This is a genomic window from Blautia sp. MSK17_66, assembly GCF_020538025.1.
Classification (GTDB): Bacteria; Bacillota; Clostridia; order Lachnospirales; family Lachnospiraceae; genus Blautia_A.
Genome location: NZ_JAJBNQ010000016.1, coordinates 63,599 through 76,378 on the forward strand (window position 1 = coordinate 63,599; position 12,780 = coordinate 76,378).

Genomic DNA, 12,780 nt, shown 5'->3' on the forward strand with positions numbered 1-12,780 from the left:
CTGATTGGTCTTTTGCTTCTGGCGGGCGCATAATACAGCTTCTTTTTATATCTGCCGCCCTCCTTTTGGAAGGCAGCAGATTTCGGAGGCATCTCATTTAGTTGCTGTGACGGGAAATAACATCATCGATGGAGAGAGATGTTGCTGCTTTGTTCAGATCATCAAAGCTGTATCCTGCCATCTCAACGATTTCTTCGTCTGTATACGGATCATCGTCAACAAAGTATTTCTGATAGTTCTCATAATCTTCCGGTGAAGATACATACAAGTATGGGAACTCGATCTCATATCCGAAGGAACCTTCATCTTTTGTATAGTTGCCTTTTACTGCATTATAAGTCATAAGGAATGCGAATAACGGGTCACAGAAATGTCCGCCTGATTCTGCAAACATTCCGCCTGATTCGAGCTGCTCTTTCAGGTCATCCAGGAAGTCTGTGGAAACAACATCAATCTTGCCTGTAAGTCCTTCGTTTGCCAGAGCACCGATGGAACCAACCAGCGGGTCACCGCCGCCGCCTGCAACGATCAGAGCATCCATATCCGGATTGGAGTTATACAGAGAAAGGGCTGCTGCTGCACCTTCTTCGGAGGAAGTGTTTGCATATACAGGCTCTGTCATAGTTGCCTGATCATCCGGGTTTGCTTCGTTCCACTCATCGACTGCTTTCTTATATCCTGTCCATCTCTGCTGGAATGTAGCATCACCTACAGTCCATGCTTCCAGTCCGATGTTTCTGTCACCGTTTTCAAGAAGCAGATTTACAAGTGTGTATCCGTTTGTAACCTCATCTTCATGTACCGCACCAAGATAATATGGAGAATTGCATGCTGTCTGATATACTTCCGGACTGTTTTCTTCAGAAATAATACGGAAGAACTGAGTCAGATAAACCTGATTTGCTTCGCATGTCTGAATTGCAGATGTCATTTCTGAATCAGCAGAGTTACAAATCACAATACCGTCACATCCTGCTGCGCAGAGCTGTTCAACAGAAGCTGTAACCTGCTCTGATACATGGCCCTGATCTACATACATTACATTTACATCAAGTGCTGCTGCAGCCTTGTCAATGATCTTTTTGCACTGGCTTCCGAGTACGTCTGTGGAACTCCAGATAGAAACACCAATCGTAATATCATCATCTGCTGCGTAAGTTGTCACTGCACTTACCGGTAAAGAACCAACCATTGCTGCTGTTGCTGCAATAGCAACCAACTTTTTCATTCTGTTTTTCATCTTGTAAAAACCTCCTTAAATAAATGTTTATAAAAGCCAAAGTATGTTTTCGTTCTGTATCTGGCTTCGTGGTAATTGTATTAAAACATACTTTGGCTTTATTCAGTTAGGACATATTTGGATTTTTTTGTTGCACATTTTTGACTTGTATGTCTCGGGATTTTGGTAAAAAATATCCCAAAACACCTTGTGGGATACTACCTGCTGAACAGTTACTTATTTACATATGTTATTGCGGTATTCTCTTGGACTTACCCCTAATTTCTTACGAAAAACACGGCTGAAATAGTTGTAATCATCATAACCGACCAGAAAAGAAATCGTCTCCAGCTTCTTCTCTTCATCTCCCATAAGGCGAATTGCCTGCTCCATCCGAACTCTGGTCAGATATGCGATGATCGTCTCTCCATAAGTCTGACTGAACATTCTGGAGAGATAACTGGCATCCATATGATAAGCAGATGCCAACGCTGTCAGCGTGATATTCTCGTGATAAGAAGTAAGAATATACTGACGGATCTGCTCCACCTGGCTTCCCGCCGAATCCGCATTGTTCTCGGAATCATTTTCCCACAGACTGTTCAGCAGGATCTTAATCGACGACATTACAGAACCTGCATCCAGACATTTCATGTAATAATCAATATCATCCATCGCTTCCTCTGCCTGTGCGGTCAGTTCCGGCTGCTGCTCCTGTACATAACGATAAAGAATCCCTGTAATCCTCCGTATATACTGTTTCACGTCAAGACAGGACCAGCTCCCATTGTCACAGTTTCTGAAATCGCAGGTCTGGAAAATCAGTTTTCTGGTTTCATTTTTCTGACTCGTATTCAGGAAATGATACAGTTCCTCCTCGATCCGGTGTGAAATATTTTTGCCGACTGTCTGACATGCAGAAGTACTTTCGCCCTCCGGACAGGACAGAATACAGTGTGTATATGTAAATGGCCTGGTCACAAGAACAGCAATCATATCTCTGTAAATATTTCCGATATCATCAAGAGATCCGGTCTGTTCATGCAGGATCACAGAGACCGGTCCATAATCGTCAAGTGGAAATTCCTTCAGTATTTTTTCCGCAAAGATCTGCAGGGATTTTGTACGCAGAGAGGTAAAAATAAGGAACTCACTCATCTTATTACAGTTATTAAAAATGATCGCATCTGGATCTCCATCTGTCAGTTTCCGCAATTTTGTCTTGATATCCAGAGACATCTGAAGACTGTCATGGTCAAATTTCTCTGCAATCTCCGCAATATTATAAAATTTTACCATCAGTGCTGCCATGCCAGAAAACTCTCCCGTGGAGGAGACATGTGGCTGTGCCTGAAACTGTCCGTAAAGCTTACCGGAAAGCAGTGCGGAATATTCACTGTCTTCCATGAATGATGACAGTTTGTGCTCCTTCTGCCGATTTGTCTCCGTATTTCTTCGCAGAGTCTCCCTCTCTTCCAGAATACCGAGGGCTTTTGTAAGAATCCGGACAAGTTCTTCTTTTCCCACCGGTTTCAGGAGATAATCCAGACCACCCGATACAAAAACGCCTTTTACTTTTTCAAAATCATCATATCCACTCACCGCGATCGTGATGATCTGCGGATATTCTGTCTGAAGCTTCTTCAGAAGCTCCAGGCCATCCAGAAATGGCATGTTGATATCTGTGAGAATAATATCCGGCTTTTCCTCTTTGATCCGTTCCAGAACCTCCTCCCCATCACACGCAGGATCCAGAAACTTGATAGCATAATCCTCCCATGAGATCAGACTCCGGAGATTTTCTCTGCTCCAGTATTCATCATCCGCTGCCAGTACTTTATATTTCATTTTTTGCATAATGGGCACCTCCTGTTTCCCCATCATTTTCTTCACTATAAACAATCGGAACCGTGATCGTGACCGTCGTCCCCTCTCCGGCCTGACTTTGTATCCACAGTCCGTATTCCGCTCCAAACAACTGTTTCAGACGTGCATTTACGTTTAAGATTCCGATGGAAACACCTGTCTCCACACGTTTCCTGTCGTTTCGTTCCAGAAGTACATTCATGGCTTCCGCGTCCATTCCTGTACCATTATCTGCAATTGTAATGACCAGGTTTTCTCCGATATGTTCTGCTCGTATCAGAAGCTTTTTATCTTTTCGCCTGGTATTTCTGAGGCCATGTGTAAGTGCATTCTCCACCACAGGCTGAAGACAGATCCTTGGAAGCCTGTCATTCAGCGTCTCATTATCGATCTGATATTCATACGCTACAGTAGAACCATTTCGTACATCCATGACATAAAGGTAATTCCTCACATGATCCATCTCATTCTGCATGGTGGACAGCTCATCTGTCATATTCAGACTGTAGCGAAAAATTGCCGACAGAGAATGGCAGATCCCACTCACCAGTGGACAGTTCTGTGCATTCGCAATACCGCTCATGGTATTCAGTGTATTGTACAGAAAATGTGGATTGATCTGCGCCTGAAACATCTTAAATTCCGTTCTTTCTACCAGCATTTTGTTCTGCAGTTCCTCTTCTGCCATTGCCTGAATACGGTCCAGCATTTCATTAAACTCCGTTCCAAGCACCGTCAGTTCCTCCGACCACCCGACCGGACTTACACGAAGAGAGGCCTCCCCATTTTTGATACGGACAATGGTATTTCTCATCTCCTCTACAGGCTTTGTCATCCATCTGGACAACATAAAAACAAGCAATACGATCAGACCGATCATTGCCGTCATAATGATCAGAAGTGTCCTTATCAGTGATTTCTGTGTTGCCGTCAGAAGAGACTGCGATACCAGAACAAAAGCTTCCAGATTATACTCTTCCTGAGGTACCTGAATGAGATAATTTCCCTCATATTCCTGCTCCAGCTGACCCGAACTGTAATAATTTTCAATTACTTTGGAAAGCTGTTTCTGAATCCGTTTTTGTGATACAGAAACCTGTCCCGTCTTTGCAATGACCTGATCTCCCACGGGCTGCAGCCACAGGCAGACCTGTTCGATATCTACATACTTTGCCATGATCGATGTAAATGCAGAGCTGTTGATATCGCATACCAGATATCCGATGTTTTTTCTTTCCTCGTCATAATTGTGAAGCTTCAGGACAAAACGAACCACACTTCTCTTTGCATCTGGATTACAATAGCCAGAAATCATAAAGTCTGTTCGTTTGTCATGTACATAATCATAAAGTCTTTCTGTGTTGGAATCATACTCCGTCTGATACAAATTTCTTGGAAACGAAGAGGCGTTGTATCTGTATGCACTGACGACTTTGTCCTGTGTATCATACAGATACAGTGCAAGAAGCTGATCCTCTTTTGTAAAGCGTTTTCTCGCAAAATACCAGCTCCGCCAGTAATAATCCTTCATACTGCTGCCTTCTTCCTCTGCTGCTCTGAGGGCACTGATCAGATCCTGTTCACTATAGATCGTCAGCATTTCCGTTCTTATATTATGGATAAAAGAAGCAATATCCGTCTGCATTTTGGTAAGTGAAATCTCATGATCGGAAATACTTTCTGTCCGGATCTGCCGCCGCAGAGTCTGATGAAACAAAAAGGTCTGCAGAAGAAGTGCAAATACCACACTTGTTATACAGAAAATAAGAAGTGCATTTCGCATGGTGATTTTTTTACGTTTCATATATTTTTCCTTTTGTTCTTCCGTTTATCTAATTATAAGTACGCTGATTTTTAAGGTAAATACAGATTCTTACGAATAAAGTTGGTTTTTTTATCCATATAAAACAAACCGGTCTGTCAGCCAGTATCCTCTTATTTGATACTGACCGGCAGACCGGTCCTGTAATCTTTTATTTTTATGGAATTTCTAATGTTTATATGCGTAGTTCAGAAGGATCCTTGAATCTCTCCAGCGAGCCTTGGATGTCGGCCCTCCAAGAACAACGGAAATATATGTATTTCCTTTTTGTGAGCGGCACAGCCCAACAAAACAATGGCCGGCCTTGTTGGTATATCCTGTTTTCATACCTGTTACACCTGGCATATTTCCAAGAAGTGCGTTTGTTGTATTTACCGAAAAACGTCTCCGTGTATTCAGACTTCTGAAAGCATAGCTTTTGGTGTTGATGAGTTTCAAAAAAGCTGGTTTTTTAATTGCATAGCTGGCAATCCTGGCAAGATCAGAAGCCGTTGTGTAATGGTTATAACCGGCATCCAGTCCATTTGCGGTCACAAAATGAGTATTGCTGCATCCAATCTGTGCGGCTTTCTGGTTCATAAGCTTTGCAAACTTACTCTGCGAACCACTTATATGTTCTGCGATTGCCACTGCGGTATCATTATGAGACGGAAGCATCAGAGAATAAAGCATATCTCTCATATAAAACTTTTCTCCTGTTCTGGCATACAGCTTCGTTGGTTCCTGTGCTGCTGCCCGTGCAGAAAAGTTCACTGTTTCATTCATTTTGCTGTTTTCAAGAGCAAGGATACAAGTCATTATTTTGGTCGTACTTGCATTGGCGTGCCGCATATTTTCGTTCTTTGCGTATAAGACCTTTCCTGTATCGGCATTGATAAGAATCGCACAGTCTGAAGCCAGATCATAATACAGCCCCGAATGATTCAGTGCACCATCTTTTTCAAAATAATATGTCGTCTTGTTTATTTTCTTTTTCCCGGTATATGCTTTTCCACTGGAATCGAAATAATATCGTTTACCGGAAGGAAGTGTGTACCAGCCACCGGTGATAAGAATTCCCTTCTTGTTCACGTAGTAATAATTCTTGTTGTAACGGAACAGACGGTCTCTGTACATATATCCCTCTGAACGGACTCCAAAGTAATATTTTCTGCCGTGGATCATATGCATTCCATACCAGGCTTTTCCTGAATTATCGAAATAATAGTTTTTTCCCTTGATCCGCAGATATTTATTTCTGGCATAATTTCTTTTTGCGTAACGATAATACAGGTTGTTGTTTTTGCTGACAATCTCACCCGTTCTGGCTATCTCTAATCGCGGAAACGAAGCTGCTGATACAGCAGTACTTCCACTAAACAGAGATACAAACAAAACAGCAAGAACCAGCAACAGTAGATTTTGTTTCTTTTTCATTTGCATTTCTCCTCATATAAAATAATTCTGTCAAAATTCTAGCATGGATGTCTCCTTTTTTCCAGCATGAAATTCTGACAGAATTTATTTTTTATTTGTAACTGTTATGCACTTTTCTTTGTCATAAACGACTCAAATCTCACATGGTGATCCATCTTATCACCGATCATTCCAATCACTTTTCCCATAGAAAAAGCAGCCAGGATTGTACCAATCCCAAGTCCGTCCAGATGTCCGAGGATAATACAGGTCATCAGTGCAGTCACTGCAAGGCAGATAACATCGAAGCTGATCTTGATTCTGGAATATTGTACTTTTGTGATATCTGCCAGTTCCCGTGGAAACAGATCTGTCGGGATAATGGGCAGACCACAGCGGTTGGAGAGTGCGATTCCTATGCACAGAAGCAGGTAGCTGATGATAAAATAAAGTACCCTGTAACCAATAGCTGTTGGCAGGACATCAATCCACATTTCATGTACATCGAGCATTTCACTGAATGCAAATCCAACAACAAAACTGAAAAGATACGGTGCAACAAATTTCCTTCGCATGATCATCAGTGATAACACCAGAAGTCCCTGAAAAATGTAAGTCCAGGTTCCAAGAGAAATCTTTGTAAACACTTCCGAAAATGCATATGGCACACTGGAGATCGCCGAAATCCCAGAGCCGGAGTACAGCATCAGCACGACTCCCAGACTGTTGATCAATACCACAACCAGCAGAGCCAGCTCGCCCCGCAGGACTGGTAATTTTTTGTTCTCCTGTGTCTCAATTTCTTCTGTCACTTTATATTTCCTCCATAGGTAGTTTATGATAACTCTTCAGTAGGTAGTATACCTTGTTTATCTTAGCACTCGAGGAATCTTTTTTAAAGTGACAATACACTAATTTTGTAAAAAATTTGTCGAATTTTTTGTTTCAAAAAAACTGACCGGCACATTAATTTGTGCCGGGTAATCATTTATACATGTTCCATTTTGTTCTAAAGCGTGATATACTAGCTATGTTGTCCAGCCGATGCCCGGCAACGGGAGGAAGTGAAGTCTATATGGAAATCGTCATTTCTTTTTTTGTCTCCTGTACGGCAAGCATAGCCGCCTATTATGTTTGCAAATAGTTAGACGGCGACAAGTGAGGCAACACTAGCCTAGTGGTTTCTTATCCACTGTAAATAAACAAGAAGAAGCCCCCAGTATTCGCAGTACTGAGGGCTTCACTCTTTTTCGTCCACATGGACTCGTCATTTCTTTTCGCCTATAGCAATTATAGCATATGCCTTTTCGAAAATCAATATGCCTAATCTCGGTGTTTCTATGGATTTTTCTCCATTTGTCACAAATTTATCACAGAATCAAATTCTACATCCTGCAAAGCCCTGTATTTCCTTCATTTCTCAGGAGTTTATATCAAGTATTTTTCTTTGACAAATGCAAGCTTCTTGCCAAGAACTCTGGCAATATATCCAACCAGAAGTGCCGCAATAACTGTACCTTCACGCACACCATTGAGGCGTCTGGTGAATGCAAAAGACAGTGCTGCCGCAATCACTGCCATGGAAACGTCAAAGCAGATTTTTGTCGTACCAAAGTTGGTTTCCCATGTCAGAACAATCGCACGGACAAAAGATTCTCCCGGCAGCATAACAACGTCTGCAAGTACTTCCATATACACACCAAATCCAAGGATCAGACATCCGATGAGAAGATCTACGATCTTCATAACATATGCCTGCGGGTTTACCCATGTAAACAGAAGCATGGTCAGATCAATGAAATATCCAAAGATAACAGATACCGGAATCTGCAGAACATGTTCCAGTTTAAACCAAGTTGTATATCCACATTTCATGTACATCAAGCATCTCACTGAAGGTAAATCCTACAACAAAACTGAAAAGATACGGTACAACAAATTTCTTTCGCATGATCATCAGCGATAACACCAGGAGTCCCTGAAAAATATAAGTCCAGGTTCCCAGAGAGATATTTTTGAACACTTCAGAAAATGCATATGGTACACTGGAGACTGCCGAGATCCCAGAGCCGGAGTACAGCATCAGCACAACTCCCAGGCTGTTGATTACCACCACAACCTCGACCGCCGGTGGCTCGCTCATCCGATGCATCGTTCACTGCATCATCTGCGTCTTCCAGTGCCTCTGCTCCCTGATTCCATAAGTTTCTCAGAAGTTTCCGGGAATTTTCCACCGGACGGATCACTCCGTATAGGTATTCCCATTTTCATCGGTCCAGGTTCCATCACCGTTATCGGTGTATCCTACACCGTCTGCATCACGGTAATAATAATCCCCGTTTGTAGTCTCTTTTACATCGACAGTGCCGTTGCTGCCCTGAAGTTCATGCTGACCCAGCTGGGTTCCGAAATTGTAATCTTCGTCATTCCAGGTGCGGTAGGAATTTCCATTGGCATCTGCCCAGTTTCCATCTCCCTGATAACTGTATTTGAAGCCGAGATCATCAGAATAAGTTCCGTCTCCGTTATCATAAAGAACTCTGGATTCCTCATCGCCTTCCCCTGCTGCCACAATAGATGCCACACCGGAAGGAGTACTGAATCCACTGGTATATGGCACACCTTCCGGCAGATTCTCATAATAGGACGCAGATCCATCGCTGTCAGGATCACTTCCATCATCTGTCGTTTCGTTTATCTGTCCACTGTTTTCCACAGCCACTTCAGAATTTGTTTCCGTATCTGCATTTTCGCCTGACTTTACAGAATCTTCTGGATCTACATTCTCTGCCGCTTCCTCTTCACTCTGTGTCTCTGCATTTTTCTGCATATTTACCATTTCAGAAAATGGTGCATAATCCGGTGTATTCTTTTCTTCTGGATCTGTATTCTTTTCCTGGTCAGATTTCGCCATCCTGACCGGAACCGTGTCTGTCCCTGCTGAAACAGTAAATACCAGGTTCCCGCCAACAAGCAGCATCGCCAGCAAAACTCCCGGCAGAATTCCTCTCCTCAGCTTTTGGATATTCACCATATACAGAATTCTGTCTTTAAACACCATTCCACTGTCATTAAGACTTGCCGTCACATACGGAATCTGACTGTTCATCGCCACTGTGCGAAGAAGCAGCTGTCGATACAGTTTATGTTCCTTCTTATTGACTCTGTGTACAACTGCCGTGTCACACAGAGTCTCAATGTCTTTATCCGCTTCTTTCAGCATGATAAGGAGAAACGGATTGAACCAGTATATCGATGCACAGATTCGAAGAAGCATCTTATACCAGAGATCCCGGTGACAATAATGGGTAAGTTCATGATAAAAGACCAGTTTTCTTTCTTCTGCGGAATATCCGGCTGCCGGAAGATACAACTTTGTATGAAAAAGTCCGGCAAGAAGCGGTGTGGTAAGGCCTGCATTCTGCCTGAGTTCTGGTATTCTGCGTATCTGTCTTCTCCGACATACCTCTCTGTACATCTGAATACTCACCGGATCACTTACCGGCAGACTCATCCGCTCCAGTTTCTTCATGGAGAGACAATATGCCAGCAGTTCTCCTGCCATTTTAAGCACCGCCACACTCAGCCAGACAGTAACAAAAATCACAGTCACAATTTCCATCCATTTATCTGGCTCCCACATGACCGTTCTCTTTTGTTCCGGGATTTCAGTCATACTCTTCCTGTTGCTGTTCGAAGATGACACTGTTTCTGTTATCTTCTGACCTTTTCCTGACCTGACTGTGTGATCCTCTGTCTTCGGCTCTTGTACATCCCGTTGACTGTTATTCTGTACCTTAACATCCACCAATGCCAAATTCGCCGGGAGACGCACCGGAACACAAAGGGTTACCGCAAGCAGCAGCCAGATAAAATACTTCCATCTCGCTGATACTCGCCCTTTAAACAAAATTGCCAGTACCCTGACCAGTAAAATTACAACTGCTGCAATAATGTTCAGTTTTAGAATATGCAGAACAAAAACCTCCATAATTTACTATTCCTCTCTGTTCTCCAGCTCCTTAAGAAACTCACTGAGATCCTGAATCTCTTCAGAACTGATCTTCTTCCCATGATAAAGCGAAGTCACAAATTTTTTCAGCGAATTTCCATAAAGCTTCTCAAGAACACTCTGACTTTCGTGCGCCTGATAATCTGCCTGCGAAACCAACGGTGTATACAGATTCATTTTTCCCTGTTTCGTCACTTCCACAAAATTTTTGCTCTCCAGTCTGGTCAGCAGTGACAGAATTGTTGTCGATGCAAGCTTTTTCTTTGTATTGATTACCTTTTCAATCTCCGGTCTGGTCATCGGAGGAGTCCCATTCCAAAGGACAAGCATGATATCCAGTTCTGATTCAGGTAATCTCTGATATGTTTTTTTCACTCTTTTCCACCCTCCTGTTTCACATCTGATATATTTTCTACAAATGTAGGAATAATTTTATTTTACCACGGGGCCAAAAAATGGCAAGAGCTTCTGCATATTTTACAGAAGCTCGTCGCTATCAATTCATTTCGGTATAACTGTTGCCATTTTCATCGCTCCATGTTCCGTCTCCGTTGTCCGTAAATCCGGTACCATTGTCGTCACGGAAATAATAATCACCATTTGTAGTCTCTGTAACGGTTACCGTATTGCCGTCTGCATCCTCAAGGTCATGCTGTTCCAGCGTATGTCCCAGATGATGTGTGTCATCATTCAGCGCTGAGTATGTATTTCCATTTTCGTCTGTATAGGTTTCATCTCCGTTATCAGTATATTCCATTCCATCATCTCCACGATATTCACAGGAATAATCTTTGTGAAGAATATAATTGATCTCAATTGTATTTCCATCGCTGTCAACTAATGTCATCGGCGAGGTACTAATAATATCTGAGTCATCACTGTTATCTGCTGAATCTGCGGAAGCATTTTCTTCCGTATCAGAGGAATTTGCATCTCCTCCGGAAGTCTGTCCGGACGTCTGACCAGAAGTATTCGTACCTGTTTTATCAGCATTTCCTTCCGCATCTTCGTCCGCCTGTCTGGTAAGGGACGGGTTGCCCGGATAAGAAATATATTCCACAAATTCCCTTACATCACCTATATCATCTGCATCTTTTGCATATCCTACTACCATATACAGGCTGTTTCCCTCTGAATAAATCGTCTGATAGCAAGCCTCATAAGTGTCGTTACATTTGGCAATTCCTGTTTTAACATCCTCCAGTGAATATTTATAGATATTTACATAATCACTTCCATTCGAATAACTGGCATAGGTACCTTCCGTATCTGCCTTCTCCCAGGCAGAGCCAGCCGGCGGCTGCGTATAAAAATCATTATTTCCTGCTGCCCTGACAGTTCCTGCTGAAAAAATCCCCAATGCTGCTACGGTCATAAGTGTCATAAATTTTGTTGTTCTTGTCTTCATAGTGGATCCTCCTTGAGTTTTATTTTCGTAACTGTTCAGTACCCTCACAGTTACTTATATTCTACATCTGTAGAAGTTGATTGTATTCTACATCTGTAGAAAGTAAAAGTCAACCATTATTTCTACAATTGTAGAAATAATGGTTGACCAAACAAAATTTATAACAATTCGTCTTACATTCCCTTAGCTTTATTCACACATGTTGTCTGCGCTTCAAACACTGCACTGCGAAGCCCCTTTTCTTCCAGTACACGTACTGCCTGAATGGTAGTTCCTGCCGGAGAGCATACCATATCTTTGAGTTCTCCCGGATGTTTGCCGGTCTCAAGCATCAGCTTCGCACTTCCAAGTACCGCCTGTGCAGCAAATTTGTATGCCTGTGCTCTCGGCATTCCATCTGCAACTGCTGCATCCGCCATTGCCTCAAGGAACATAAAAACATATGCCGGGGAACTTCCGGAAACACCTACCACTACGTCCATCAGACGTTCCGGAATCACTTCTGTCTTTCCGAAGGTATTGCAGAGTTTTACTGCCAGTGCTGTCTCTTCCTCTGTCACAAGATCATTCACACAAAGAGCTGTCATGCCTTCTCCGACCATTGCCGGTGTATTTGGCATTGTACGGATAACCTTTGTCTTCTCGCCAAGCTTGTCTGCAAACCACTGGAGAGTTTTGCCCGGTGCGATAGAAATAAAAATCTGATCTGCTTTTACGCTGGCTTTGATCTCATCCAGAACACCTTCCAGGAACTGCGGTTTCACTGCCAGAAATACTACATCGGCAAATTCCACAACCTGTGCGTTCGTATCCGCCTTCTTAATACCGAGTTCTTTCTCAATCTTTTCGCGGGTTTTGTCTGATTTAGCAGATGCAATGATATCTGTTGCTGCCACCTCACCGCTTTTCAGAATTCCTTTTAAAATGGCTGTCGCCATATTTCCACAACCGATAAAACCAATCTTCATGATAATCTCCTCCTTGGGTGCAAACGTTGTTACCCATATGATACTCGTTTCCACCCCAAAAGTAAAATACTATCTTTTTATTTCTCTCAT

At 42.7% G+C, this 12,780-nt stretch carries 9 protein-coding genes and 1 pseudogene; all 10 read right to left on the reverse strand.

Features of this window, described 5'->3' with window-relative positions:
* Positions 1 to 97: 97 nt before the first annotated feature.
* Positions 98 to 1,240 carry a sugar ABC transporter substrate-binding protein gene (locus tag LIR34_RS10010; protein WP_161285145.1) on the reverse strand — a complete coding sequence of 381 codons (1,143 nt, stop codon included), beginning with the start codon at positions 1,238 to 1,240 and terminating at the stop codon, positions 98 to 100.
* Between the two features lie 216 nt (positions 1,241 to 1,456).
* Positions 1,457 to 3,076 carry a response regulator gene (locus tag LIR34_RS10015; protein WP_173902662.1) on the reverse strand — a complete coding sequence of 540 codons (1,620 nt, stop codon included), beginning with the start codon at positions 3,074 to 3,076 and terminating at the stop codon, positions 1,457 to 1,459.
* Positions 3,057 to 4,889 carry a cache domain-containing sensor histidine kinase gene (locus LIR34_RS10020; RefSeq protein ID WP_173902663.1) on the reverse strand — a complete coding sequence of 611 codons (1,833 nt, stop codon included), beginning with the start codon at positions 4,887 to 4,889 and terminating at the stop codon, positions 3,057 to 3,059. The genes LIR34_RS10015 and LIR34_RS10020 overlap by 20 nt, the downstream gene beginning before the upstream one ends.
* 186 nt (positions 4,890 to 5,075) lie before the next feature.
* Positions 5,076 to 6,323, reverse strand: coding sequence for a D-alanyl-D-alanine carboxypeptidase (locus LIR34_RS10025; protein ID WP_173902664.1), 1,248 nt, complete (start codon positions 6,321 to 6,323; stop codon positions 5,076 to 5,078).
* Between the two features lie 104 nt (positions 6,324 to 6,427).
* The gene (locus tag LIR34_RS10030) at positions 6,428 to 7,114 is read right to left on the reverse strand and encodes a DUF6198 family protein (protein ID WP_173902665.1); all 687 of its coding nucleotides are present in this window, start codon (positions 7,112 to 7,114) and stop codon (positions 6,428 to 6,430) included.
* A 616-nt stretch (positions 7,115 to 7,730) separates the two neighbouring features.
* Positions 7,731 to 8,454: pseudogene (locus LIR34_RS18115) on the reverse strand (DUF6198 family protein).
* 90 nt (positions 8,455 to 8,544) lie between these two features.
* Positions 8,545 to 10,293 (reverse strand): M56 family metallopeptidase, encoded by a 1,749-nt coding sequence (locus tag LIR34_RS10045; RefSeq protein WP_173902666.1) that lies wholly within the window; start codon positions 10,291 to 10,293, stop codon positions 8,545 to 8,547.
* A gap of 6 nt (positions 10,294 to 10,299) precedes the next feature.
* Positions 10,300 to 10,689 carry a BlaI/MecI/CopY family transcriptional regulator gene (locus LIR34_RS10050; RefSeq protein WP_173902667.1) on the reverse strand — a complete coding sequence of 130 codons (390 nt, stop codon included), beginning with the start codon at positions 10,687 to 10,689 and terminating at the stop codon, positions 10,300 to 10,302.
* A 121-nt stretch (positions 10,690 to 10,810) separates the two neighbouring features.
* On the reverse strand, positions 10,811 to 11,722 hold the full coding sequence (locus LIR34_RS10055; RefSeq protein WP_173902668.1) for a hypothetical protein: 912 nt from the start codon (positions 11,720 to 11,722) through the stop codon (positions 10,811 to 10,813).
* Between the two features lie 173 nt (positions 11,723 to 11,895).
* A complete protein-coding gene (gene proC / locus LIR34_RS10060; protein ID WP_173902669.1) occupies positions 11,896 to 12,690 on the reverse strand; it encodes a pyrroline-5-carboxylate reductase in 795 nt (264 codons plus the stop codon).
* Positions 12,691 to 12,780: the final 90 nt, after the last annotated feature.

What these genes read in the sequence shown, in the direction of transcription:
- LIR34_RS10055 (WP_173902668.1), bottom strand. Translation starts at nt 11,722, where the DNA reads ATGAAGACAAGAACAACAAAATTTATGACACTTATGACCGTAGCAGCA.
- LIR34_RS10015 (WP_173902662.1), bottom strand. Translation starts at nt 3,076, where the DNA reads ATGCAAAAAATGAAATATAAAGTACTGGCAGCGGATGATGAATACTGG.
- LIR34_RS10010 (WP_161285145.1), bottom strand. Translation starts at nt 1,240, where the DNA reads ATGAAAAACAGAATGAAAAAGTTGGTTGCTATTGCAGCAACAGCAGCA.
- LIR34_RS10020 (WP_173902663.1), bottom strand. Translation starts at nt 4,889, where the DNA reads ATGAAACGTAAAAAAATCACCATGCGAAATGCACTTCTTATTTTCTGT.
- LIR34_RS10025 (WP_173902664.1), bottom strand. Translation starts at nt 6,323, where the DNA reads ATGAAAAAGAAACAAAATCTACTGTTGCTGGTTCTTGCTGTTTTGTTT.
- LIR34_RS10045 (WP_173902666.1), bottom strand. Translation starts at nt 10,293, where the DNA reads ATGGAGGTTTTTGTTCTGCATATTCTAAAACTGAACATTATTGCAGCA.
- proC (WP_173902669.1), bottom strand. Translation starts at nt 12,690, where the DNA reads ATGAAGATTGGTTTTATCGGTTGTGGAAATATGGCGACAGCCATTTTA.